A 26517-nucleotide genomic window follows, 5' to 3' on the forward strand; every position below is an offset into this window, starting at 1 on the left:
TCAATTCAATTGCTGCCATAACCATCCTGTATGAATCTGCGCAAAATTCTTCTATTGTTGCTGACTGGTACGGGCAGCCTCGGTAGCTATGCCCAACTGGTAGATATTGTGGGGCCTGCTCCCAATGCCAAACAAATGGAATGGCATCAGATGGAATTCTATTTGTTCATGCATTTCGGGCCGAATACATTCACCGATGTTGAATGGGGCAAAGGTACAGAAGACCCGTCTGTGTTCAATCCTACCGAACTGGATTGCCGGCAATGGGCGAGGATCGCACGCGATGCAGGAGCCAAAGGCATTATCATTACTGCAAAACATCACGATGGATTCTGTCTCTGGCCCAGTCGTTTCAGTGACCATACTGTGGAACAGAGTCCATGGAAAAATGGAAAAGGGAATGTGCTTCGGGAACTATCCGAAGCATGCAGCAGCTATGGGATCAGGTTTGGCGTTTATATCTCTCCGTGGGACCGCAATCATCCTGATTATGGTACAGATGATTACAATGATATTTATGTGAAGACGATGCGTGAACTGCTTCGGGGCTATGGAGATATTTTCGAATTGTGGTGGGACGGCGCCAATGGCGAAGGTTCCAACGGCAAAAAACAGGAGTACGATTTTCCAAGATTCGAGCGGATAGCGCGTCGCTATGCTGACGAAGCGGTGATCTTTAGCGATATTGGTCCTGATATCCGCTGGGTGGGCAACGAGAAAGGCATCGCCGGAAAGACCAACTGGAATCTGTTGGATACAGCTGGCTTTGAACGCGGCATCGGCGCACCTCCGGCAGATACGCTCAATACAGGAAATGTAAATGGCAAATCATGGATACCTGCAGAATGCGACGTGAGTATCCGTCCCGGCTGGTTCTATCATCCGCATGAAGATTCTGCCGTGAAATCCGGCAGGGAGCTGATGAAGATTTTTATGACTTCGGTGGGGAGGGGCTCCAACCTGTTGTTGAATGTGCCTCCTGACAGACGGGGACTGATCCATCCGAACGATTCAGCTGCACTCATGGCATTTAAAGACCTGCGTGAATCCAGTTTCCGTGAGAATCTGGCTAAGCGTGCGCGTGTAAATGTATCCAGCTCCCGCGCCGGATACCTGCCTTCATTGCTGGTAGATGGGTTCAGGTTCTCGCATTGGGCGCCTGATAAAACAAATACCACCTGTGCCATTGAACTGGAACTTGACCAGGAAAAGGAATTCAATACGATCCTGCTACAGGAATATATTGAAGCTGGTCAACGTATCGAAGAGTTTACGATAGAAGTTTTTGACGATGGAAAATATGTTCCGTTAACCAGCGGTACAACGGTAGGGTATAAACGAATTTTACAATTCTCCAGGCAAACGGCATCGAAGGTCCGCATCTCTGTCACCAAAAGCAAAGCCAGTCCGGTATTGGGTGAGATCCAAATATTCAATTGTGATGACTTCAGTGAGTAATTACAGGAGCAGCGTGCTGGCAGTCGCTCGCCTCCGGCGAGTGACTTGTATTTGTTCGCCTCCGGCGAACACAGTGTCGCCGGAGGCGACAGAATAGAAGTAACTCGCCGGAGGCGAGCTACTGCCAGCCCCCGAAGTAATTTACTTTCCTTTAAAATCAGCTTTCCTCTTTTCCAAAAAAGCAGTAACACCTTCTTTCATATCTTCAGTAGCAAAGCATTCTCCGAACTGTTGTATCTCATGATCATAACCTGCTTTGGTATGATCAAAATGATTGACGCAGTCGATCAATTTGGCTAATGCTACCGGCGCTTTGGTATTGATCTGCGTGAGAATTTCAGTAACGCGTGCAATGAGATTTTCCTGGGGAACCACTTCATTCACCATGCCAATGGTAAGTGCTTCCTGTGCAGAGATGGCCCTGCCGCTCATGAGCAGTTCCATAGCGCGGCCTTTGCCGGCTACCTGCACCAGTCTTTGTGTTCCGCCATATCCGGGAATAAGGCCGAGGTTCACTTCTGGCTGACCGAATTTCGCATTCTCCGCTGCGATCATGAAATGACAGCTCAGGGCCAGTTCGCAACCACCACCGAGTGCAAATCCATTTACAGCCGCCACGATGGGTTTGGGAGAACATTCGATGGCAAAGAATACATCATGACCTTTCTTCGCGATAGCCATTCCTTCGGTCTTGCTCAGTCCCATGAATTCTGTGATGTCTGCGCCTGCGATAAAGGCTTTTGGTCCTGCGCCGGTAATGATGGCAGAACGGATAGCCGGGTTTTTATAGATCTCATCAACTGCCAGTTTCAGTTCTTCCATCACAGTTTTGTTGATGGCATTGAGCTTGTCCGGGCGGTTGATGGTAATAGTGAAGATCCCGTTCTCAAGTGAGGTAAGCAAGGTTTGATATGACATGATAATGATGTTTTTTGATTGATCAGAATTCGCGATGTTCTTTCACCCAGGCGGTGATGTATTCAGCAATGTCTGAAGTGGTGGTCCCTGGTGCGAAGAGTTTTCCTACTCCCATGGTATTGAGCTCCTGCATGTCATCTTCAGGAATGATGCCGCCTCCGGTGAGCAGTACATCATCCATTCCTTTTTCTTTCATGAGGTTGATCACCTTCGGGAAAACGGTCATGTGGGCGCCGGAGAGGATGCTGATGCCGATAGCATCAACGTCTTCCTGTAATGCAGCGCTGACCACCATTTCAGGGGTTTGGCGAAGTCCTGTATAGATCACTTCCATACCGGAATCGCGGAGGGCGGTGGCAATCACTTTGGCTCCGCGGTCATGGCCATCGAGGCCCACTTTGGCAACTAACACTCTGATTGGGCGTGGCATACTTTTCTATTTTTCATATTAAGCAAGGTCCAGTTGCTGAAGTGCCAACTGAATGCGGTGAATCGTTTCCTGTTTACCGATGATAGCGGCGATATCAAAAACGCCGGGGCCAAATTTACCGCCGACCAGCATGATGCGTAAAGGCATCATCAGCTCGCCGGGTTTGATATTGTGTTGCGTTGCGAGCTCTTTGAATGCAGCTTCCTGCCCTGCAGCCTGGAAATCGGATGCCGATTCCATTTGCGCGATGGCTGCCAGGAAGAAATCTTTTTTCGCTTCATTCCATTTGGGTTTCACTGCTTCCAGGTCCTGCAATGGTGTGGAAAAGAAGAACTTCGTTTGTTCATAGAAGTCAGTAAGGAGGGTGCAGCGGTCTTTCACCAGGTTGATCACTGTTGAAAGGAGGGCATCATCGCTTACGGCCGTTCCATTATCTGCGAGTACTCTTTTAACATCAGGCAGGAGGCGGGCAGCATCGGAGCGTTTGATCCATTCGTGGTTGAACCATTTCGCTTTTTCGAAATCGAATTTGGCGCCGCCTTTGTGAACGCGATCGATAGAGAATTTGGCGATCAGTTCTTCGATAGTGAAAATTTCCTGGTCAGTGCCATCATTCCAGCCGAGCATGGCCAGCATATTGATGAAAGCTTCGGGCATGAAACCCAGTTCCCTGAAGCCTTTGGTGAGTTCATTGGTTTTAGGATCGGCCCAGTTCATGGCAAATACGGGGAAGCCGAGGCGGTCGCCATCGCGTTTGCTGAGCTTGCCGTTTCCGTCGGGTTTCAGAATCAGCGGAAGATGTGCCCATTTTGGCATCTCTTCTTCCCATCCCAGGTATTTCCAGAGCAATACATGCACGGGAGAACTGGGCAGCCATTCTTCTCCGCGGAAAGCGTGGGTGATCTTCATCAGATGATCGTCCACCACCACTGCGAGGTGATAGGTAGGCATGCCATCGGCTTTAAGTAAGACCTTATCGTCAACCAGTCCGGTATTGAAAGTGACATCGCCACGGATCATATCGTGAAAAGTAACGGTCTCATTTTCCGGCATGCGGATGCGGATCACGTAGGGCACTCCATCTTCCAGCAATGTTTCTGTTTCTTCCAGGGTGAGGGAGCAGCTATTGCGCATTTCCATTCTCAATTTGTGATCGTATTGAGGGGAAGGATTGGTATCTGTTTTGAATCGCTCACGCATGCTCTCCAGTTCTTCAGGCCTGTCGAATGCATAATAAGCATGACCGCTCTTTACGAGCTGTTCTGCATATTGGCGGTACATCGCTTTTCTTTCACTCTGGCGATAGGGGGCGTATGGGCCACCACTTACCGGGCCTTCGTCAGGTGTGAGGCCGCACCATTCCAGGCAATTGATGATATATTCTTCAGCGCCTGGCACAAACCGGGTTTGGTCCGTATCTTCGATCCGGAGTACAAATTCTCCGCCGGCATGGCGGGCAAAAAGATAGTTGTACAGAACCGTACGAACCCCTCCGAGGTGTAAGCCTCCGGTAGGACTGGGAGCAAACCTGACACGAACATTCTTTTTCATAGGCGACAAAGATAACGGTTCAGGTACTATTTTGATATTCCCCCCGTTAATACTACAATGCGAAAAGGGCTGATCATATTGGTTTTGATGTGTTGCTTCGCCACATTGAGGGCGCAGCTCACCTATGAAACCCTGGAAGTGGACTACGACAGCGCCCATTCCTACAAAAATCTAAAAATAATTCCCGTCAGGCTGAAAGGCGGCGGAAGTAATGGAAACCGGGAAGCGATCATCTCGCTCAGCCAGGGGATTGCAGCCGGGACCGTGGTGATTACCGAAAGAGGCACAGCCGCTACGGAGAATGTTCATTGGCTGCGGATCAATAATAATTCAGGCGTTCCCGTTTTCATCGGCTCAGGCGAAGTGATCATGGGAGGAAGGCAGGACAGGATGATCACCAGGGACACAGTACTGCTGCCTGCGCAAAAAGACCAGTATGTTCCGGTGATGTGTGTGGAAGAAGGCAGGTGGAGCAAAAAAGAAAAGAAGTTCGTGTATAACAACTATGCCAATACGCAATTGAGAAAGGTGCTGGGCACAACCAATAACCAGGTATTGGTGTGGAAAGAGATAGACAGGCAATTGCAGGGGAATGGTTTTCATTCCACGTCGCTGGCTTACCTGGCGCAACGGCACGATAAAAAAATCCTGGTCCCGCAAAACGAGTACCAGCAATATTTTCACAATAAGTTCATGAAAGAGGATACCAGTGTGGTAGGCATGATCTGCATCAGCGGGGACAGGATCATCGGCTGCGACATCTTTGCCGGCAAAGGACTCTTTGCTGCTTCCCTCGATGCGCTGTTGCATGGTTATATAGAAGAAGCTATCCTGCATGGACAAACGCCGTTGGTCAGCGATGAAAAAGTAACGGCTTATCTCGCTCCCAAACTCACCAGTGAAGCTGAACAGAAAGAGCACCTGAAAAAGAACGGTAAGATCTATACACACGAAAAAAGAGTGATCCATATCACCGGGTTTGGAGAATAACAGTCAGGCATATCCCGGCGAAATCAGGTACATTTGTTATATAGACTATCAAGTATGTACTACCTTGTAAAAACACCGTGGTGGCTGCGCAAACTCTACCCCCGCTGTACCTGGAAGATCCCGGTAAAGAAACAGGAGAAAGTACTCTATCTCACTTTTGATGATGGTCCGCATCCCGAAGCCACTCCTTATGTGCTGGACACGCTGAAGCAATGGAATGCCATGGCTACTTTTTTCTGTATCGGAAAAAATGTGGTCAAGTTTCCTGAATTGTACAGGCGCATACTCGATGAAGGGCATCGTACCGGCAATCATACATTCAATCATCTCAACGGTTGGAAAACCCCAGATACAAAATACATCCAGGATATTCTTGATACTGCAAAATATGTGGATGCAGACCTGTTCCGTCCGCCTTATGGAAGGATCACACAGTTCCAGTCCAAAGTGCTGACCGGTACTGATACCTACAAGCAGGCGGGAAGGAAATTCAGGGTGATCATGTGGGATGTGCTGAGTGCAGATTTTGATCAGCGCATCACAGCCGATCGTTGTGCATTCAATGTAACTGCAAAAGCAGAGTCCGGCTCCATTGTAGTATTCCACGACAGCGAGAAGGCATTTCCACGCATGCGTGAAGCGCTTCCCAAAGTGTTGCATTATTTTTCAGAACAGGGATTCCGTTTCGAGACAATTCCTGTTACTAATGATAATTGAACAGTTGTTAGTTAAAGTTTAATTTCTTTTTAATGAACTGAAAATTTGTCGGAACGGCGTGAGAATTTGCTGATTGAGAAGGGCTATAAATAAGTTGGGCCGGGGTAGAAACCCTGGCCCGTTTTTAATCCGTACCCTATGAAAACTGGATTAAAGGTATAAACTTTTTTGATTTAACCAAAGTAATTTAACGGGGCCGCATTTTTGCGTGGACAGCCATTTTCCGACACATTGTCGTAAATCAATTTTTTAAAATTAAATGAGGAATTATTTTTTTATATGGAGTTTTATTATTTCCTGCATAATTCTTATATGCCTGCGGGTGACCTCTTGCGACTTTTTCCCGTTTTCGATTTTTTCGTGAATTTTGACTTCTTATGAACATACAAATTACTGATACTCACACACATTTATATGTGAACAGCTTTTTGTCGGACCTTCCGGCGGTAATGGAGCGCGCGGCTGCGGAGGGCGTGACGAAATTTTATCTGCCCGCCATCGACAGTGAGAGCCTGGAAGCGATGCTGAAAGTGGAGGCCGATTATCCTGGAAAATGTTTCGCCATGATGGGCCTTCATCCCTGTTCAGTGGAAGCCGATTATAAGATGGAGCTTGCATTGGTGGAGGAATGGCTGGCCAAAAGGAAATTTGCAGCGGTGGGAGAGATCGGACTGGATTATTACTGGAGTGATAAATTTTTGAAAGAGCAGGCTGACGCTTTTCATCAGCAGATCAAATGGGCATTGCAGTATGAGCTTCCAATCGTGATCCATTGCAGGAATGCAATGGACGATACCATTCAGATTGTGCGGGAACACCAGTTCGGAAAGTTGCGAGGCATCTTCCATTGTTTTACAGGTTCGGCGGAACAAGCGCAGCAGATAGTGGACCTGGGATTCTACCTGGGGATCGGTGGTGTGATTACTTATAAGAATGCTGGTTTGGCAGAAGCCCTGGCGAATATCAGTCTTGACCATATGGTATTGGAAACGGATGCGCCTTATCTCACACCCGTACCTTTCCGTGGTAAGAGGAATGAGCCAGCTTACCTGAAGTATGTAATTGATAAACTGGCGGAAGTGAAAAACACCGATCCCGAAACCGTAGCCCGGATTACTTCAAAAAATGCTGAAAAAATATTCGGGGGGTAATCAGGGAAACCTTATTTTTGCACCCCTTCCCGGAGAGGTGCAGGAGTGGTTGAACTGGCACGCCTGGAAAGTGTGTATAGGAGAAATCCTATCAAGGGTTCGAATCCCTTCCTCTCCGCTGAAATAAAGGAACGCCTTCAAGTCTTTGATTTGAAGGCGTTTTTGCGTTCGAACTGTTTTGACGTATTTTCTTTTGGTTTAGGGGGGATCAGGTTGAAAAGTTGAGGGATTTGCAGAAATTGAAGATGTGATAGAGTTTTTAGAAAAGGCATCGAAAAGATTGGAAGATTTGGAGTTTATTGAAAAATTGACTTATACCGAATTGCTATGCATGTTGCCGAACGAAAGCCATTTCCGAAGACATCAACTTTCATATCGTCCTAATTAGCTCAGAGGTCAACAAGGCAGGTAAATTTTAAATGGATACGGTGCATCCTTTTCGTTAAAGGCTTTTTTTGCAGCAAGGTAATTAGCCTTGTTCCTCTCGGCTTTGTTGAAAATTTTTGAGTTGTCCATGATTTTTATTTTGAATTATCCCGGCAGACCTGCAAGCATCACAACCTTCAGTACGTATGAGCCATAATTAGGCTGTTCAGCTTCTTCTTTGGGGAGGAATAGCTTCTTATGTGCTTTACAAGGTATATAACCTCTGTTATTTAATCAATGGGGCTGGCACAGTTTTTTTAATTCCTCCAATGAAGTTGGGCTCTTGATTTCTTATCCGGCCCGGTATACGATTATGTGTTAAAACTTAAAATTGATGTTATGGAATCATGGAAAATGAAACTGAAAGGAACCTGGAACGAAGTGAAGGGTAAGGCAAAACAACAATATGCAGATCTTACTGATAATGATCTGCTATATGAAGAAGGAAAAGAAGATGAACTGATTGGCCGCTTGCAAAAGAAGACCGGTCAGACAAAGGAGCAGGTAATTCAATGGATTGAAGACCTGTAGCAGCTTTGGCAATGAACAAAATTGTAAACTTCATTCACGATTAAAAACATTCGCATGAAAAAATACATTCTTTGCTTATCCTTTTTGCTTACTGCAGGTCTCATCTTCATAGGTTGCAGTAAAGATGATGATCCGGCAGATAACGACCTCTTTGTAGGAACCTACCGGGGAAGTGTAAGCTACACCAAAGAAGGTGAAAACAAGTCAAGTGATAACGGAAGTGTAACTGTTGTAAAAACTGGCAGCGACTATAATTTTGCATTCTCCGATGGTATACCTGATCTGACGGGCGTTCGATTCAGAAAGGATGGCGATAATGCTGTGATCTCAATTGATGAAGGTGAAGCAAAAGCGATCCGGATCACTGCCAGTAGCCTGGTGATAGGATATGCAAAAGATGGAGCGGTTTGGACAGCGAATTGTTCCAGGTAATTTAACTAATTGATATCCTGAAATAATTAAAGCCTTCAAGTCCTTGAGATTTGAAGGCTTTTCAAATATATTTCGCTCTATACTCAATATACTTTGATGTCCAGGGTTTGACTTGATATTCGTTGACTTGAGCCTGTTTGCTCATCCAAGGATGGGAGTAGGCTTACTGTTCTCATCCAGGGCCACAAACGTAATGATGCCGCTCACAACTTTCTCCCTTCCATCCTGGTGAAGATGTTCCAGGAAAACATCCACCTGGACCTGGATACTTGTATTTCCCACCTTGTGTACATTACCCACCAGTTCCACCATTGTGCCTGCAGGGATAGGTTTTTTGAAATCGATTTGTCCACTGCTCACCATCACAAAAGTTTTCCTGGAGAATCTTGTGGCGGTCATGAATGCGGTTTCAGTCATCATCATGATCACACGTCCACCAAACATAGTATTGTGGTGATTCATCGTATCCGGGAACACTGCTTTGGTAACGCGTGTTTCGGCCTGTGCAATTCTTTCTTCGAATGTCATTGGTAAGTGGTGCTTATTTTCCGGAGCAAGTTACATCAATGCTATCAGAGTACTATATTATTCCTGGGACTGATCGGCTCGGGAAGTGAGGTCTCATCCAGCATATCACGCATATCGATCTCGATCATGCGACTGATCTGTGTGATGGGAACATCATTGGGGCTGCCTTCAAAAGGGTTCACACTGCTTTCTCCAACAGTGTCCAGTGTATGGAACGCCCAGGTAACGATGGTGGCAAAAGGAATGGTGAGCCAGATAGTGTATCCTTCCAGGAAGCTGCCTTCGCCCAGTTTTTCCATTTCTTTCAGCAATCCAAAGGGAGCCAGTACTATAAAAATGAAAAGAAGATAAGTAGTAATGGATGCGAAATTCCTGGGATAGGGAAAGTTCTTGATCCTTTCAGCTTTTCCCTGGTCTTCTGTGAGTTTGATGATGGACTGCTGCAATAGGTTCCACTGGAAATCATTGATCTCTCCTGATGCTTTCATACGTCCCAACTCTTCTGACTGGATAGCGGTGAGTTGGGTTGCCTTGTTCTTTTTTGAAAGAATGTATTCCAGTTCTCCCTCAGATAAGTAGGCTTTCAATTCATCTTCCAGCTTACTATTCACTTCAGGTACGGAGTAGTGGCCCTTTCGGAATTCAGCAAACCTTTCGGTTGTTTGATTTTCCCAGTTGCGGGGCTCCCTGAGCTGGAACCTCAACGCAGTGAGCCAGGCAAAATGCCGGTAGAATATTCTTTTGACAACTGCCGCATTTTTTCCTCCTGCATTGTCACGAACTGTGTAAGCGAAGCTGCGACTGTCATTGATGATGGAACCATAGATTTGTCTTGCTTCCCAGATCCTGTTATAGCTGGCGTTGTTCTTGAAACCTACCAGGAAGGCCACTGCCGTGCCTACTATAGCGATCGGTTGCCAGGGCAATGCCAGGAATTTACATCCCAATACATATAGTATGGTTGGGATGGTTGAAAAAGATCAGCATCCACAGGATATCTTTCCTTGTCCAGACAGCAAACTCCAATGGTGTATATCGTCTTCCGGTATGCATATATTAAAAAGGCTTGTATTTATTTCCTGCCAGCACTATTATCTGGATCATATTGAAGATCAAAACCGGATAGCCAACTTCCCGATGGTTTTTCCGCTTTCAAGTTGTTGATGCGCCTTCCTGATATTGGCTGCGCTCAATCCTTCCAAAGTCTCGTTCAGCGTGCTTTTCAGGGTTCCATTATCCAATAGCTCCGCAACTTTGTTGAGGATATGGTGTTGTTCTATCATGTCATCAGTTTGAAAAGTGGACCTTGTAAACATGGATTCCCAGAAGAAGGCCACACTTTTCGTTTTCAGTTTGATGAGCGCCACGGGCGTTTGCGAACCGGTGATGGAAGCGATGCTGCCCTGTGGTTTGATCAATTCGGCCATGGCATCCCAATACCCGTTGGTGTCAACGAGATCGAGGATGAAGTCCACTTGTTGAAAGCCTGCTTTACGAACCTCATTCACCAGGTCTTTATGGTTAACTACATGATCAGCTCCCTGCTGTTTCGCCCATTCAGTGGTCTCAGGGCGGCTGGCAGTAGTGATCACGGTAAGGCCTGCAATTTTCTTAGCCAGTTGAATGGCGATACTGCCCACGCCTCCGGCGCCACCGATGATAAGGATGGATTTGCCTTTGTCTTTTTCATTGATGCGAATACGATGAAAGAGCAGCTCCCATGCTGTGAGGGAAGTGAGTGGCATCACAGCTGCTTCCTGAATGCTGAGCGAGGCTGGCTTTCTACCAACGATCCGCTCATCTACTAACTGGAACTCTGCATTGCTGCCGGGTTTGTTGATGTCTCCTGCATAGAAAACTTTATCGCCGGGTTTGAAAAGAGTAACTGCTTCTCCCACGGCTTCCACCACGCCGGCGGCATCGAAGCCGATCACTTTAGGCATGTCCAGTACCTTGTCTTTGGCTGAATTCTGCCGCACTTTGAAGTCGACCGGATTCACGGAAATGGCTGTTATCTTCACCAGCAATTCACGGCCTGTTGGAACTGGTTTGTCAGTTTCGAAATCGATAAAGCTTTCTGCTTCACTGATAGGTAGCGATGTTTTAAATCCTACTGCTTTCATGATACAATTCTTTTTTCGGGTGAACACCTGTTGGCTCTAACGCAGATCAGCGTTAAATTGTTCATCGGTTTTCCAGGCTTGCATTTCTCTTCATACCATCCTTAGCTCAATGCATCATGAAAAATAATACCCATACTATACCGCTCCCCGGTATGTAATGGACTGACGCCATGTTTCATGTTAACACGGTAAAAGCCTTTTGAACCGCGTACAGGTCTGAAGCTGGTAGTAAAAATAACCATATCGCCTTTATCAGGGGAAAGAACATTTGCCTTCGATTGCGCACGGGGGATCTGCTCAGTGATCACAAACTCCCCGCCGGTGAAATCCTTCCCTGCCTGGTTGAGCAGGAACAGGATCTGGATGGGAAAATAAACATCGCCATACAGGTCCTGGTGCAGTGTATTGAAACCATCCTTCCCATATTTCAGGATCAATGGCGTGGGATGCACCTGCTGGTTCTGGTGGCATTGGCTGATCATTTCTGCATGTGTGCCGGGAAATTGTTTTTCTATTCCTGCTTCGCGCATCCATTGATTGGCAACGGGAGCAATGAACCGGTATACCTGTTCCCTGAACGTCTGAACCAGTGAGGGCATGGGGTAAGCAAAATATTTGTATTCGCCTGATCCGAAACGATATCGTTCCATATTTATCGTTTTGCGATAGCGGCTGGCAGTGGAATAATTTTGGATCATCCCGTTGCATTCATCATCACTCAAAACATTCTTCACTGTTACAAATCCTTTCTGGTGCAGTTCCTGCCTGATGTTGTTCCAGTTCAATGTATCCAGCCTGTTTGCAATAGATTCCATATGATCTTGTTTTGATCAAATGTAAGAGGATGGAACAGGTGGCGCCACCTGATTCTTGCTGATCTTGCAAAGGTAGAGTGGATCAACGTTTCCTGTCATACCTGCCCATCAGTATGCCTTCTCCGAGTATATGGTTCACGATGGAGGAAGAGAGGTCGCCTTTTGTGGAAACTTCGGGCAGGTCCAGGTCTGTATCGAGTGCAAAAAGATAAAAGAAATAACGATGCTCTTTGTCCGGTGGACAGGGGCCAGTGTATCCTGTTTTGCCGGAGCTGTTCATGCCGCTGATGCCGGGCCGGCTGTTCTCTTTAATGATATCTGTTGGTGCGATATTCCAAACTACCCAGTGATCATAGATCCCCATGGGCGCGTCAGGGTCTTCGAAGATCAGCGCGAGTGTTTTGGTGCCTTCCGGCAATAAACCGATAATAAGTGGTGGATTGATGTTTTCTCCATCGCAGGTGAACTTATCCGGGATGAGGCCCCCATGGTCAAAGGCTGTGCTGGTAAGGCTGATAGAAGCTGTTGCCATATCGGTAGGTTTGAATTATTGAATGAGCAGCCATCCGCGCACAGTTCCATTGTCAACGTAAGCAAAGCCATTGAACCTTCCTTTAACGGGAAGAGAGGATGGCGGATTATTTGTAACGATGGCGGATCCCGCAAGGGGTTCAAACAATAACGGAACGGGCCCTGGGTTTGAAATGGTCTGTATATTCCGTTCAAGTGAAGTGATAGCGCTTACAGGGACCAATCCTTCGGCTCTGTCCGGCAGTTGCACTTTGTAATATGCGCCTGTAACTGCAGTAACAACAAGGTACGTGCTTTTGTCCAGAACAGAACTGTTTGTTTTGGCGCCGGTAGTAGTCAGCAGGGATTGCCTGGTGCTTGTGCGCGCAGGTTGTCCCAGCCGGGCAATATTGCCGGTGATGGGGGCAGGTTTGATTGTTTCCTTTTTTACATAATAGATAGGATTTACTGCACCTGCATTGCCATAAATGCCGAAGTGGAGATGAGGTGGAGTGTTGATGGCGTTACCGGTATTACCGAGTAATCCAACAGTATCGCCTGTGCTTACGCGTTGCCCGGCTTCCACCAGTTGTGAATCCAGATGCGCGTAATAAAGTGTGATGTCTTTTCCTGAAGGACGAAGCCAGACAGTTTTTCCTCCCAGTCCTCCATTACGCACGGATATGATCCGCCCTTCTGCTGCGGCCAGAACAGGAGTGCCTCTTTTTCCGAAGATATCGATGCCTTTATGGAGCCTTGCGCCGGCATCCCGCTGATCGCCCCAGATACTTCCGATATGTTTATTGCCGCCGCCGGAAACAGGGAATGCCAGTGATGGGCCGGTTGTAGCTTCTAGATCATAAGACAGCGGCGCCAGCAATTCGTTTTGTAAACGAAGGACCACCGAAATGTCTGAACCGGCTTCATATTCGAGCTTTCCGGTGGAATCGGCGTAATCCAGTAATTCAAGTCCATCATTCCTTCTGCCGGGACCCCAAAGCTCGATGAATATTTTCCCGGAAGGATTGGTGCGTCCACTCACGTTGATGGTTAGTTGTTGCCCTTGTTTGAGATCGATCCTGTACCCGAAGGCTAGCGGGTTGTCGGGACTGAAGAACCCTGTTTCTCGGAAGGGAAGCCGGATGATCAAAGGGGATGAAAGGCTTCTTGCTGCTGCTTCAAACCAGAGAACGCCCATTGCGCTGCTGTCGAGCCCCATTCTTTTAAGCCTGTCTGCATAAGATTCCTGAGGGCTCTTACCTGTTGCGAACATATTGCTTTTACAGGCGGAAAGCATCCAGCAAAAAGGGAGACAGAAGATCAATGTCATGATATACCTCGTAGGCATGAAAATTCCGGTACAAACCTGATGCCTGCTGTAGTCTCCGGTTAAGGTATGGCCTGAGTAAACAGTTCTACAATATGGGCTCAATAACACGAAGTGGTAAATGTTGCAATAAAGTAACGAAGCTGCCGGAAGGATGTCAATGGGTCAGAGAACGAGTTGTGCGTGCAGTTTCCGGAGGGTGGCCATTGGGTCTTTGCAAAGGCCGGGATGTACTTTTGATGATTGAATTACAGTGCTTCTGGTAGCGGTGAGCCAGCGGAAGCGGCTGGCTAGATCCAGTTTTGCGATGGGGCCGGCAGCGGTGTTGCCAAGGCTGATCTGTTCAAAAGCTTGCAGGTGCGCCTGTACTTCTTCCAAATCAAGTTGCGGAGCGATGGCCAGCAAACGATTGGTATCGATGGTAATAATGGTCTGCAGAAAGCGCAGATCCCTGCAATACAGGATCACGCCTGTATTGAGGAACTCCTCCCGTTCCACCCTTGGTACAATACGGAGTACTGCGTACTCAAATAAGTATGCTTCTTGCATGCTGCGCTTCTTTTACAAAAATTTCCGATGAGGCCAAACGGGTGATGAGAAAATTATAATACACTTCGCGTATCTGTTGGGGTGGTTCTCCTGAGCCCCAGGTATTGAGCCAGTCGTCCGGCAACAGGTTCACGATACTTCTGATCTTTTCGGGAGTAAGCAATTCACGGAGTGACGCATCCACTTTTTCAAGTTCTGAAGCAAAAGGTAACAGTACATGGTCTTTCACCATGGCAAATGGTTTCTTCGCCTGCTCTTCCCAATTTTGCCAGGAATGATGGAAATAGAGGGAAGCGCCATGATCAATCAGCCAGAGCTCTTTGTTCCAGATCAACATATTGGTGTTGCGTGCTGTTCTGTCTACGTTTGTGAGCAGGCAGTCCATCCACACGATCTTAGATGCCAGGATGGGATCAACAAAGTTCACAACGGGATCAAAAGTGATGGCGCCCTGAAGGTAGTGGAGTCCCAGGTTAAGTCCTGTACTGGATTTCAGTAGGTCCTGTATCTCTTCATCCGGTTCGGTGCGGCCGAAGGCGCTGTCCAGCATAGCAAAAACCAGTTCCGGGATTTTCAGGCCCAGTGTTCTGGAAATTTCTCCGCCGATCAGTTCCGCCACCAGGGCTTTCACACCTTGTCCTGCTCCACGGAATTTGAGCACATACAGGAAGCCGTCATCTGCTTCGGCGATTGCCGGCAGTGATCCTCCTTCGCGCAGGGGTGTAACATATCGTGTAACCCGCACCGTTCTCAGACTGGTTTCACTTACATGCATAGTGGAAATTGAGCCGCTAAATTAGCAATTATTCACCGAGTACTATCCTTTGTGTTTTTTTACTGCCAGCCGTATAAAGGCTGAGCAGGTAAGTGCCTTTGGCAAATTGCTGCAGGTTCAGTTTATATTGTGTTCCACTCGTATTGCGCTGCAGGAGCATTCTTCCGGATATATCGGAAAACTCGATCCGCCGGATCTCTTCCGAGCTTCTGATGAACAGTGGTCCATTCACCACGGGATTGGGGAATACCTGGATATTCAGGCCAGCATCACTGGCCTGGATACTGCGGATCACAGATCTTTCTGAATGTTCATTTATATCAGTAATGAGTAAGCGATAATAATTCATTCCGTTGCTCAGCACCGGATCTGAGAACTGGTAATTCAGCAGGCTCTGGCTATTGCCTGCAGCAGGTACTGTTCCGATGGGAATGAACAATTCGCCATCTGTGCTTTTTTCGATGGTGAACTGTTTGCTGTTCAGTTCCTGGGATGTTTGCCATTGCAACAATCCTGTATTGTTGCGACGGGTAGCAGTGAAAGCGCTGAGTGTAACAGGTAATGGTACATTCTGGCCGGGACCGCCGCCACTGATCCAGAATTCGGAGAAATGGTTCACGGCATATTCGGCATAGTAGCCGTTATCGTAAGGCACCACAATAACCTGCGATGGTGGAATGAACTGATAAAGTCCGGATGTATTGTCTGCCAATGTTCCATTTTCTTCAGATACATTGCCGCTGTATTGTGTAATGCCTATCAGGTATGGATCTTCGGGTTTTGTGCAGGTGGCGCAATTGGTTGCATTCACCAATGCTTTGGCTTCTGTATCGGTAAAGTAAAAACGGACCAGCACATTGGATATGGGTGCTGTAGCTGAATTGATCACGATATTCCTGTCGAGGTAATATTGCTGACTGCTGTTCCTGATGGCGCCGGTATTCCTGAACACCTTTACGGTGGTGCTGCCAAGGTCCTGGCCCTGGGGGTTGATGGATACGATCCTGTTGTTGCCAACACTGAAATGTACCCAGTCGTTTCCGCTTACTGGTTGTGTGGTTCCTGCGGGGATATCGGCGCCGGTGTATACAGCGGCTTTGTCGAAAATATGGATGTCATCGATACCAATACCATCATAATTGGTGCCTGCATCTGTTTTCAGTACAAATCGAAGGAGGATACGGCCGCTGGTTACCGGCAAATTTAAGCTGGCAACATGCCAGTTGGGCATTGGTCTAATGAAGGTCTGAAATCCCGAATGATTGTACCAGTTAGTACCCTGGTTAAATGCTCCCATTTTTTTCCAGTTCATACCATCTGTTGAATATTCCACCCAATGATTATCGCAATCACAGGTTTCTTCAATCCGGAAAATATGACTGAAGGAAAGTACAGGCTGCACCATACCGGTCAGGTTGATACAGGGAGAATACAGGTAAGAGTATTCTGAATTATTGTATGGAGTAGATAGTCCGGTAAACCAGGCATTGTTGCCATTGGCCGCCCTGTTGAGGATGGTTTTGGAAGGATGGCCCCATTGCCAGCTAGAATTGATACCGCCGGGATACCAGTATCCGTCATTGGTTTCAAAATCCTGCAAATAGGGGAAACTGTTGATCTCCGGTGCAGTGGTGAAGCTGAAGCTTTCGAGGCTATCGTTATTCACAAAATCATCACCAGCCATATGTACCCATGCACGGATGGTGTATTGCTGGAATGCAGAAAGGTCAACAGGTACAGCAAACTGATGTTGTAGAAGTTCGTTCGCTGCGAGGTTTATGAATTCTTTCACTACTGTTCCATTAAGCTCGTATGCCACTTCCACGTTGGAATGTGCAATGTTGCTGTAATTCTTCACTTCAACGGTGACGATCTCGGCCGGACCCGGAGTGCAAACTGCAGGAACAGGCGGATTGAGAATAGCGCGTACGCCAACATCGTTGCCGGGTCTTGTGAGTTTGATATCATCGTAACTGATACCATCTTCAAATGTATTATCGGGAGATATTGTGTTGAAAGAAGTAATCCCCTGTTGCCCCAATCTTACCTGGAAGCTGCTGCTGATCGTTTGTGAAGGTGAGGCATTGGCCAATGCTTCAGTAATGTTCACGGAAGGAGCTGCTTTGTAGAAACCAATTTCATCAACTGTTGCAGGGAGTGTGAAAACTGGCACCCAGGCTGCGTTGTCGTTGCCACGGATCCAAACTTTGTTGTTCGGGTAATTTATATCGATGCCCTGATTCCTGTAAAAGAAATCAAGCCAGATCTGATCTGAGGAACTGTATTGAGAGAGATTGAAAGTGAGTGTTACGCTATCAGTATTGGAAGGTGTTCTGTACCTGGACTGATCCAGTAATAAAGCATTGTTGCCAGTTCTGGCGAAGCCTCCGGCAGTGATCCGGCCTCTGCCATTGGTGGTAGTTAGACCGAAATCTGCCCGGGGCAAGCCATCAAGTCCAAAGGTTTTTTTCAGATAGGTTTGTAGTGTGGCTGCTTCAAAACTCTCCACGAAATCCGGGGCCAGGGTAATGGGAGGATTGGGCAGGTGCCTGATCAATGTTTGTAAAGTATCATTCATGTTATATGGGTCCGCTGCCAGTTTCACCCAGGTTTTGATCAGGTAATCACCAGGGATGTTGAATGCGATAACCGGAGTGAAGTTAAAAGTGATAAATCCATTGGCTCCGATATTGGTGGTATTGTTCAAGGTAACAGGCGTTCCTCCATTGATCTGGTATCCCAATTCGTAACTGGTAGCGCTGATAGCAACAGCGCCCCTGTTCCTGACTCGTATGCGCAAAGGTTGAGCGGCAGGTTGCGATGCAGTGAACTCGCGCCCGCTTACAGGAAGTAAAAGGGTTTCAATTGTCAGATCATTATTGAATCCGGTCCCGCAACTTCCTGCATTAGGTTGAAGGCTGGCTGCTACGGAAGGTCGTCCTGGTACGCCATTGATCCGGGCGCGTACAGCGATCCAGTAAGTGCTATCCTGGGATAACCCTTCCAGCAGGTAGGTATTGGCGTTAGTATTGCCAACTACCTGCATGGAATCGCCGGACAACATTAGTATTTCATAGCTGTCAGCGTCAACAACCGGATTCCAATTCGCCTGAATGTATTTAGGACAAGCCTTTGTGAGGGTGATGACAGGTTGCCCTAAAACTGTGAATGATCGTTCACTCGTTGCCGTTGTACCAACTGTGTTCCGGGTAACCCTGATAAGAGCCTGCCTGGCTGCGACTGGAGGGGCTGTCCAGTTGTAAAACCTGACATCTGCAGGCACATTGTTATCGATCAGTTCCCAGTTTGCACCATTATCAGCAGAATATTCAATGGTGAAACTGTTGTTGCTGTTATCATATGCAGACCAGCGGATCTGTTCTGCTTCCCCGGGCACCATGGTTTCGCCGCCTGCCGGATAATCTACATGGACCTCCGGTTGCAATACCTGGTACACAACTACATATTGCTGCGGACCGGAAGGAATATTAGTGCCGTTGATGGTAATATTTACATTTCCCGCAGGAGGTGTATTGATCACCACCTGCTCGATATTATTGAGGTTGTCTGTTCCTTCTGCTGCGTCTTCAGTTACATGTGCCGGATCAGGATTAAGGATGAGGGGGCGATGAGTAACCGCATCCGCACCTGTGACAGTGAGATCGAGATTATTGACCAATGCTGTGGTAGCTATTGGTGAAGCTGCAGGGTCTACCCAGTATAACATCACTTTCAACTGCGATGCGCCTGCCGGTAATGACAGAATCGTGTGCGTGGAGCTGGAACCGTTAGTAACCGATCCCGTGAAGAATTGGTCCTGTTCCAACATTTCAATACTTGTTCTGGCATTCAACCTGCCAAAGCCCCAGAGAAAATCAGGGCCGGGATTTCCCATATCGTCTGCACCATTACAGGCCAGCGCTTTGATCAGAGCGCCGGAGGGATTGGCGCCTCCATGCAATTGCCTGTACCGTTCATATAACAATGCCAGTGAACCGGTAACAGCTGGTGCACTCATGCTGGTGCCGGAAATGGCGAGGTAGGTATTATTCTGTCCACAGGACAGTACATCGATGCCGCCAGCCATAATCTCCGGCTTGAGGCGCCCGTCTTTGACAGGTCCACGGCTGCTTCCTCCACCAATGAGGTCGTTGCTATTATTGTACTGACCTACCACCAATGCGTTCTTACTGCTCTGGAAGCCTGCTCTGACTGTGGCGTAGGAAGGAGGGTATATGCCACAGGTAAGGGAGCCATCATTGCCCGCTGCAAATACATGCAGCAGTGATGGATTATTCACCGTTTGTGCATCCAGGTAGTTGGATAGCGCGTCGTAGGTGCCGGTACCATCGCAGCCGGGTGTACTGGAATGATAGGAATTGTTGGTAAGCACCATGCCGTACTGGCTGATGTATTGCGGGGTACGAACCAGTATATCACTGAAATATTCTGCTACAATGCCGGCCCTGGGCGCCATGCCTTTGTATTTGGGATTGAGAAGACCAGCGCCCGCCATGGTTCCCTGTGTGTGGGTGGCATGTCCTGAAGCAATGGCAGCATTATTGTTCACAAGTCTCCCTGTGAAATCAAGATGCGTCGGGTCTCCCTGATCTCCAATGCCCAGCATAACGCCTTTGCCCTGCAGGTTGCGCCCTGATGAAGCTGCCAGCGAACTGATATTGTTGGAGCTCCGGCTGAGATAATTGAGCGGGATATCCTTCAGCGATTGTGCATATACGTAAGTAACGAATGGGATCCTGGCAATCCTGTGAAGAGCAGCCGTATCTACCAGTACAAAAATAGTATTATCGGGCTGGACAGGATAATCCCTGAGCTTCGCGCCTGCGTCCAGTAAATTCTGTAGTACATCCTCCCTGCTGAGGTCAGCAGCATAATGAACAGCCACTGCTTCATCCGGGCCCATTGTTTTCAGTTCAAGGGATGGCGATATTTTCACGGATCCATCCGCAAAGAAAACCCCGTTCACAGCAAAAGGCTTTAATGCAGTAAGTTCCAGCTCTGCCGGTAATTCCGCAAAGAAGCCATTACCTGGTATATAATCGAAAAGTTTTACTCCCTTCCTTAATAATTCCTGCTTTTGCTGAAAGCCTGGCAAGCGGCTGAACCGCAGCAATACATAGTTCCTGTTCCTGAACTGCATCTGCTGGCGTTGCCCGGGGCTGAGCCTGGCCGCCTGGAGATTTTGTTCATCAGAAAAAACGGCCGTCCGCATGCGCAAATCCGTCTGTCTTTCCTGTGAAAAAGCAAACAATTGAGCAAGCAAAAATGCAGTCAGTAATGAGGTTAATCGCTTCATTGCCGGATATTTAGGGATATTGGGAAACTAACAGGCGTTAAGATAAACATTTTCCGCAAAAAGGCGCCGGGGAAGTAGTACAAACATCTCTGAAAAACTAACGAACGTTCCGGATTGGGAGAAAAGAAAAATGAATAGTCCACTAAAATAGTAGAAATATTTTTTTCCGGTTGCGTCAATCCGGTTATCTTTGTTTCATAAGCAGTATGATTATGCTATTCACTCCACATATTATTAATGGCTGTTGTTGTTGTAACACCTGTTGCAATTGTTGATACTGCATGCTTCCTCCGCCGTAATTTTTCCTAAAAAGTTTCACTTGAATTGATGCAAATATGAACTTAACAATACCAGATTATCTTCAGGAATTAGTCTACTACTCAGGTAGATTAAACATGTTGGAATTCCTGCAGTTGTTGGTGCAACGCTTTCCCGGACAGGTCACTTTCTCTACCAGTTTCAGTTTTGAAGACCAGGTGATAGCTCATGAGATACTGCACAATCAATTGCCGGTTGAACTTTTCACACTCGATACCGGCAGACTTTTCCCGGAAACTTATTCCACCTGGAACAGCACTAACAGCAGGTACCATACACAGATCAAAGCATATTACCCGGATTACCGTAACCTGGAGGGATTCATTACGGAGAAAGGTCCCAATGCATTTTATGAATCGGTGGAAAACAGGAAACAGTGCTGCTTTATTCGCAAAGTGGAACCGCTGAAACGTGCGCTGCAGGGCAATGCCATCTGGGTCACCGGCCTGCGCGCCGAACATTCTCCCGAACGCACCGGTCATCAACTGGTGGAATGGGATGCAGGAAATAATATAGTGAAGTACAATCCGATCCTTCACTGGACCACGGAAGACGTACGGAAATATATAGACGAAAACAACGTCCCCTACAACGTGTTGCACGACAAAGGCTTTGTGAGCATCGGTTGTGCGCCCTGTACAAGAGCTATTCGACCCGGTGAGGATTTCCGCGCCGGAAGATGGTGGTGGGAAGACGCCAGTAAGAAAGAATGCGGACTGCACGTGAGCAACGCATAGGAAAATCCAGCCGGCACCCACCGGTACATTTTAATTAACAATAATTGTGAGTATGCCCAGGTTAGATTATTTAGATCATTTGGAATCAGAAGCCATCCACATTTTTCGCGAAGTGGCAGGACAATTCGAGAAACCGGCATTATTGTTTTCAGGTGGTAAGGACTCCATCACTTTGGTGCACCTGGCATTGAAAGCATTCCGTCCCGGTAAATTCCCCTTTCCCCTGGTACACATCGATACAGGCCACAACTTCCCGGAGGCTTTGGAGTTCAGGGATGCACTGGCTGATGAGATCGGGGAAAAACTGATTGTAAGGAAGGTGGAAGACACAATCAAAGCCCGGCACCTTACGGAGCCCAAAGGAAAGTTCGCCAGCCGTAATGCCCTTCAGACCTATACTTTGCTGGACACGATCGAGGAATTCAAGTTCGATGCCTGCATCGGCGGAGCCAGAAGGGATGAAGAAAAAGCAAGGGCCAAGGAAAGGATCTTTTCTGTTCGCGATGAATTCGGTCAATGGGACCCCAAACGCCAGCGCCCCGAGCTCTGGAATATCTTCAACGGCCGTATCCACAAAGGTGAGAATGTGCGCGTGTTTCCCATCAGCAACTGGACAGAACTGGATGTATGGAACTATATCCGCCGCGAAAAGATCGCGCTGCCTTCCATTTACTTTGCGCACGACCGTAAAGTGATCCGGCACGAAGGACAACTGGTGGCACTCTCTGATTTCATTCAGCTGGATGAGTCAGATACCATACTCACCAAACAGGTCCGCTACCGTACAGTAGGCGACATGACCTGTACCGCAGCCGTGGAATCTTCCGCCAATAATATCGATGATATCATTCGCGAGATCACAGCCACCAAAACCAGCGAACGCGGTGAAACCCGTATAGACGACAAAGTATCCGAAGCTGCGATGGAAGACAGGAAGAAAAATGGATACTTCTAACTAATAACTATAACCGAATAAAGATACAGTAATGGACCTTTTGCGATTCATAACAGCCGGCAGCGTAGACGATGGGAAAAGCACCCTGATCGGCAGATTGCTGTACGACAGCAAGAGCATCATGATCGATCAGCTTGAAGCCATCGAAAAGCAAAGCAAGAATAAAGAAGACGGAGAGATCGACCTGGCACTGCTGACAGATGGCCTGCGCGCAGAACGTGAACAGGGCATCACCATCGATGTGGCCTACAAATATTTTTCAACTCCCAACCGGAAATTCATCATCGCAGATGCGCCCGGCCATATCCAGTATACGCGTAACATGGTCACCGGGGCCTCCAATGCAGACCTGGCCATCATTCTCATCGATGCTCGTAACGGAGTAGTGGAACAAACAAGAAGGCACTCCATCATCGCATCACTGCTGGGCATTCCACATATAGTGGTAGCCGTGAATAAAATGGATATGGTGGATTACAGCCAGGATGTTTACAACAATATTTTGATAGACTATGCGCATGTAGCACAAACACTGGGTTTGAAGAATATCGCCTATATCCCGCTGAGCGCTTTGCATGGCGACAATATCGTGGAGAAGTCGGATAAGATGAGCTGGTACGAAGGCCCATCACTTTTACAGTTTTTAGAAGATGTAAAAGTGGAGGATGATATCGATCTCAGTCAGGCGAGATTCCCTGTGCAATACGTAATCCGTCCTCAGACCGATGACCTGCACGACTATCGCGGCTATGCCGGTAAGATCATCAGCGGCATTTACCGCAAAGGCGATAAAGTAACTGTATACCCTTCAGGTATTTCCAGCACCATCAGGTCCATCGAACTCGGCGGAAAGGAAGTTGAGGAGGCATTTGCGCCGCAGAGCGTGATCCTGCATCTGGAAGACGATGTGGACGTGAGCCGCGGCGATGTGATAGCGCTTAGCGACAATGCACCCAAAACAGAACAGGAACTGGAAGTGCTGCTCTGCTGGATGGACAATAAACCATTGATACCAGGTAATAAATATTTATTGCAGATCAACAGCAGGCTGGTGCGTGCTGCAGTTCGTGAGATCGAATACAAACTGGATGTAAACACCCTCCAGCAGGAAGCTAATCCATCGCAGGCCGTGTTGAACGATGTGATCAAAGCCACCATCAAAACTGCGGGCCCTGTTTCATTCGATACATACAGCCAATTGCGGGTGAATGGCGGCGCCATCCTGATAGACGAGACCAGTCATGTTACTGTAGGGGCCTGTATGATCCAGTAACAGGAAAGAACAGCAATCAAAGGGCATTGCCTTTTTTTATGCCCAATTAATCTACTAAAAAAGTAGACAATATGCCAAACCAACCCATAACAACAGGAAAAGTGATCATCGCCGGAGCGGGCCCGGGTGATCCTGAATTACTCACCGTGAAAGCCCTCCGCGCATTGCAACAGGCAGACGTGGTGCTGGCAGACCGGCTGGTCAGCGAGCAGGTGCTGGTTGATTATGTGAGATCAGGAGCCGAGATCATTCCGGTAGGAAAACAATGCCGCAGGGGCGCCAGCACACCACAGGAAACCATCAATGAGCTGATGCTGGAACATGCTTTGTCAGGTAAGCTGGTAGTACGATTGAAAGGAGGCGATGTGAGCATTTTCTCAAACGTGCTGGACGAGCTGCAGGTATTGAAAGATGCCGGTATTCCCTACGAGATCATTCCAGGCGTTACTGCCGCACTGGGAGCAGCCGCTTATTCCGGTATTCCGCTGACGGCGCGCCAGTACAGCACTGCCGTTCGCTTTCTCACTTTCTACAGGAATGAAGTGATCGATGAAAATTACTGGAAAGACCTGGCTGCCACCGATGATACGCTCGTGTTCTACATGAGCTCTGAAACACTGGATGGCCTGGTGGGTAACCTGGTGAAGAATGGTATCAGCGCAGACAAACTGCTGGCCGTTGTTGAACAGGCCACCACTCCGCTGCAAAATGTACAGGTGACTAACCTATATGACTATGCGCAGAAATGGCAGAACAAAAGCTTTGTAAGCCCGGCGCTGGTGATCATCGGAAAAGTAGTGGCCCTGCATGAGCAGTTTGCCTGGATAGTCAACAGTAATTCCAGCGAATCATATTTTAAACCAGTAGCCAAATTGTTCACAGCGTCAACAGTTGTTGCTACAGAAAAAGCGAATCAACATGTTAGTAGAGCCTAAACTGAAAACACTGCTGGAGCTAGTGAAAACTTCCTCCCGTGAAGAGCTGGTGTGGATGAACGGTTACCTGGCCGGCCTGCTTGAACGTCCTGCTGCACCGGTTGCGGCAGAAGGCGCTTTGCAACAGGCTGCCAATATCATCCAGCAGCCATTGGTCGCGCCGTCAGCTGCTCCGGCCAAACCTGCCGTGCAAAAGATCACACTCGCTTATGGCACTGAAACCGGTAACAGTAAAAAACTGGCAGCAGATTTTGCCGGACAGGCTAAGAAGGCCGGCATCAATGCAAAGCTGGTAAGCCTTGACCAATACCGTCTGAACGATCTTTCCAAAGAAGAATATTTCTTTGCGATCATCAGTACCCAGGGTGATGGCGAACCTCCTGCCACAGCAAAAAAATTCTTCGATCATATCCACCAGAACGGTGCGAAACTGCAAATGAAATTCGGGGTGTTGGCGCTCGGCGATACTTCCTACCCGCTCTATTGCAAAGCCGGGGAAGATGTGGATGCGCAATTGCAGAAGCTCGGCGGACAACGTATCGTTCCATTGCAAAAATGTGATACTGATTATGAGTCCGATGCCGGTAGCTGGTTCAATGCCGTATTGCAGTCGCTCAGCACAGGCGGCGCACAGCCTGCTCCCCAGATTGTTGCAGCGCCCGCTGCTCCTGCCCGTAAGAGCAGTCACAAGAAATTGTATTCAGGTACAGTGCTTAGTTCAGTGAACCTAAATGATCGTGGTTCTGCCAAGGAAACTTATCATATCGAAATAGGTGTGGAGGAAGATGTGGACTACCTGCCTGGCGACAGCATCGGGATCGTTCCGGAAAATCCTGCTGTTACCGTAGCAGCCATTCTCAACCTTACGGGTATCGATCCAAAACTCATCGTCAATTTCCGCAATGAGCCGCTGCCTGTAGAACAGCTCCTCCGCACACGCCTCAATATCGTGTACCTGCCCGAGCGCGTGGTGAACCAATATGCGAAACTGGTACAGCAGGACATTCCCGCTACCCGCATCGGTTTGCTGGACCTGCTGAAGATCTACCCCGTCAGGGATGCTGCCCAGTTTGAAGAAGTGGTGGCCCTGCTGGAACCCATCACCCCAAGATTGTATTCCATCTCTTCTTCTCCGGCTGCTCATGACCGTGAGGTGCACCTTACTGTGGCCAGGGATACTTTCTATGTGAATGATGAATGCAAATACGGCCTCTGCTCCGATTACCTGGCGCAGCAACCAGAGAATGGCGAATTCGATTTCTATGTGCATCGCAATAATCAGTTCAGGTTGCCCGATACAGATACTGACGTGATCATGATCGGGCCGGGAACCGGGATCGCACCGTTCCGCTCCTTCCTCTGGGAACGTGATGCAGCCGGAGGCGATGGCCGCAACTGGCTCTTCTTCGGTGAACAACATTTTGTAACGGATTTTCTCTATCAGACCGAGATACAGAACTGGCTACAGACCGGTACACTGCACCGGCTGAGCCTCGCTTTCTCGAGAGACCAGCAGTACAAAGTATATGTGCAGCACCGGATCCTCGAAGAAGGCAGGGAGCTCTGGAAATGGATCGAGAAGGGAGCATGGATCTATCTCTGCGGCACCCGCGATCCCATGAGCACCGATGTAGAATATGCTATCCTGCAGGTGATAGAAAGATTCGGAGGCAAGGGCAGCAGGGATGCCATCAATTACCTGGAAGACATGAAAGCCGCTGGCAGATTTTTGAAAGACGTTTACTAAACTA

At 47.9% G+C, this 26517-nt stretch carries 23 protein-coding genes and 1 tRNA gene; 12 read left to right on the forward strand and 12 right to left on the reverse strand.

Going from position 1 to position 26517, the window contains the following annotated elements; genetic code table 11:
• The first annotated feature begins 30 nt into the window (after positions 1-30).
• Positions 31-1458, forward strand: coding sequence for an alpha-L-fucosidase (locus D9Y29_RS12990; protein ID WP_241237916.1), 1428 nt, complete (start codon positions 31-33; stop codon positions 1456-1458).
• A gap of 141 nt (positions 1459-1599) precedes the next feature.
• On the opposite strand, the gene D9Y29_RS12995 is transcribed toward D9Y29_RS12990, so the two are convergent.
• The 3 genes from D9Y29_RS12995 to gltX are packed head-to-tail and all read right to left on the reverse strand — an operon-like array spanning position 1600 to position 4357.
• Positions 1600-2376 carry an enoyl-CoA hydratase/isomerase family protein gene (locus D9Y29_RS12995; protein WP_127128748.1) on the reverse strand — a complete coding sequence of 259 codons (777 nt, stop codon included), beginning with the start codon at positions 2374-2376 and terminating at the stop codon, positions 1600-1602.
• A gap of 22 nt (positions 2377-2398) precedes the next feature.
• Positions 2399-2806 carry a cobalamin B12-binding domain-containing protein gene (locus tag D9Y29_RS13000; RefSeq protein ID WP_127128750.1) on the reverse strand — a complete coding sequence of 136 codons (408 nt, stop codon included), beginning with the start codon at positions 2804-2806 and terminating at the stop codon, positions 2399-2401.
• Between the two features lie 18 nt (positions 2807-2824).
• Positions 2825-4357, reverse strand: a complete 1533-nt coding sequence (gene gltX, locus D9Y29_RS13005) for a glutamate--tRNA ligase (protein ID WP_127128752.1) — start codon at positions 4355-4357, stop codon at positions 2825-2827.
• 57 nt (positions 4358-4414) lie between these two features.
• Between gltX and D9Y29_RS13010 the strand changes: the two genes are divergently transcribed.
• The 6 genes from D9Y29_RS13010 to D9Y29_RS13035 all read left to right on the forward strand — a co-directional run bounded on the left by D9Y29_RS13010 (position 4415) and on the right by D9Y29_RS13035 (position 8604).
• Entirely contained in the window at positions 4415-5347 is a 933-nt protein-coding gene (locus tag D9Y29_RS13010; protein WP_127128754.1) for an ARPP-1 family domain-containing protein, read from the forward strand.
• Positions 5348-5401: 54 nt separating this feature from the next.
• Entirely contained in the window at positions 5402-6064 is a 663-nt protein-coding gene (locus D9Y29_RS13015) for a polysaccharide deacetylase family protein (RefSeq protein WP_127128756.1), read from the forward strand.
• Positions 6065-6441: 377 nt separating this feature from the next.
• Positions 6442-7215, forward strand: a complete 774-nt coding sequence (locus D9Y29_RS13020; RefSeq protein ID WP_127128758.1) for a TatD family hydrolase — start codon at positions 6442-6444, stop codon at positions 7213-7215.
• Between the two features lie 31 nt (positions 7216-7246).
• Positions 7247-7333 (forward strand) — tRNA-Ser (locus D9Y29_RS13025).
• A gap of 647 nt (positions 7334-7980) precedes the next feature.
• Entirely contained in the window at positions 7981-8172 is a 192-nt protein-coding gene (locus tag D9Y29_RS13030) for a CsbD family protein (protein ID WP_127128760.1), read from the forward strand.
• 54 nt (positions 8173-8226) lie between these two features.
• Entirely contained in the window at positions 8227-8604 is a 378-nt protein-coding gene (locus D9Y29_RS13035; protein WP_127128762.1) for a hypothetical protein, read from the forward strand.
• Positions 8605-8745: 141 nt separating this feature from the next.
• Here the strand turns inward: D9Y29_RS13035 and D9Y29_RS13040 are convergent, their stop codons facing one another.
• From D9Y29_RS13040 to D9Y29_RS13080, 9 genes are all read right to left on the reverse strand, one after another.
• On the reverse strand, positions 8746-9132 hold the full coding sequence (locus D9Y29_RS13040) for an acyl-CoA thioesterase (protein ID WP_127128764.1): 387 nt from the start codon (positions 9130-9132) through the stop codon (positions 8746-8748).
• Between the two features lie 44 nt (positions 9133-9176).
• Positions 9177-10079 carry a bestrophin family protein gene (locus D9Y29_RS13045; protein WP_206513774.1) on the reverse strand — a complete coding sequence of 301 codons (903 nt, stop codon included), beginning with the start codon at positions 10077-10079 and terminating at the stop codon, positions 9177-9179.
• Between the two features lie 165 nt (positions 10080-10244).
• Positions 10245-11255, reverse strand: a complete 1011-nt coding sequence (locus tag D9Y29_RS13050; RefSeq protein WP_127128766.1) for a zinc-binding alcohol dehydrogenase family protein — start codon at positions 11253-11255, stop codon at positions 10245-10247.
• A 101-nt stretch (positions 11256-11356) separates the two neighbouring features.
• The gene (locus tag D9Y29_RS13055) at positions 11357-12070 is read right to left on the reverse strand and encodes a 2OG-Fe(II) oxygenase (protein ID WP_127128768.1); all 714 of its coding nucleotides are present in this window, start codon (positions 12068-12070) and stop codon (positions 11357-11359) included.
• An 82-nt stretch (positions 12071-12152) separates the two neighbouring features.
• Positions 12153-12602, reverse strand: a complete 450-nt coding sequence (locus D9Y29_RS13060) for a YbhB/YbcL family Raf kinase inhibitor-like protein (protein WP_127128770.1) — start codon at positions 12600-12602, stop codon at positions 12153-12155.
• Positions 12603-12617: 15 nt separating this feature from the next.
• Positions 12618-13910, reverse strand: a complete 1293-nt coding sequence (locus D9Y29_RS13065; protein WP_164735395.1) for a M23 family metallopeptidase — start codon at positions 13908-13910, stop codon at positions 12618-12620.
• Between the two features lie 162 nt (positions 13911-14072).
• A complete protein-coding gene (locus tag D9Y29_RS13070; RefSeq protein ID WP_127128774.1) occupies positions 14073-14456 on the reverse strand; it encodes a DUF3037 domain-containing protein in 384 nt (127 codons plus the stop codon).
• Positions 14434-15231, reverse strand: coding sequence for a HipA family kinase (locus tag D9Y29_RS13075; RefSeq protein WP_127128776.1), 798 nt, complete (start codon positions 15229-15231; stop codon positions 14434-14436). The genes D9Y29_RS13070 and D9Y29_RS13075 overlap by 23 nt, the downstream gene beginning before the upstream one ends.
• A 28-nt stretch (positions 15232-15259) precedes the next feature.
• Positions 15260-20548: a S8 family serine peptidase gene (locus D9Y29_RS13080; protein WP_127128778.1), complete on the reverse strand. Its 5289-nt coding sequence runs from the start codon at positions 20546-20548 to the stop codon at positions 15260-15262.
• Between the two features lie 395 nt (positions 20549-20943).
• Here D9Y29_RS13080 and D9Y29_RS13085 point away from each other — a divergent pair, with 395 nt between their 5' ends.
• From D9Y29_RS13085 to D9Y29_RS13105, 5 genes are all read left to right on the forward strand, one after another.
• The gene (locus D9Y29_RS13085) at positions 20944-21603 is read left to right on the forward strand and encodes a phosphoadenylyl-sulfate reductase (protein WP_241237917.1); all 660 of its coding nucleotides are present in this window, start codon (positions 20944-20946) and stop codon (positions 21601-21603) included.
• Between the two features lie 52 nt (positions 21604-21655).
• Positions 21656-22558, forward strand: a complete 903-nt coding sequence (gene cysD / locus D9Y29_RS13090) for a sulfate adenylyltransferase subunit CysD (RefSeq protein ID WP_127128782.1) — start codon at positions 21656-21658, stop codon at positions 22556-22558.
• Between the two features lie 31 nt (positions 22559-22589).
• Positions 22590-23831, forward strand: coding sequence for a sulfate adenylyltransferase subunit 1 (locus D9Y29_RS13095; RefSeq protein ID WP_127128784.1), 1242 nt, complete (start codon positions 22590-22592; stop codon positions 23829-23831).
• Between the two features lie 71 nt (positions 23832-23902).
• Entirely contained in the window at positions 23903-24766 is an 864-nt protein-coding gene (gene cobA, locus D9Y29_RS13100) for a uroporphyrinogen-III C-methyltransferase (protein WP_127128786.1), read from the forward strand.
• Complete coding sequence (locus D9Y29_RS13105) at positions 24750-26513, forward strand: diflavin oxidoreductase (protein WP_127128788.1); 1764 nt, start codon at positions 24750-24752, stop codon at positions 26511-26513. Before cobA ends, D9Y29_RS13105 begins: the two co-directional genes overlap by 17 nt.
• Positions 26514-26517 lie beyond the last annotated feature (4 nt).

Source organism: Pseudoflavitalea rhizosphaerae (assembly GCF_003991355.1).
GTDB classification, from domain to species: domain Bacteria; phylum Bacteroidota; class Bacteroidia; order Chitinophagales; family Chitinophagaceae; genus Pseudobacter; species Pseudobacter rhizosphaerae.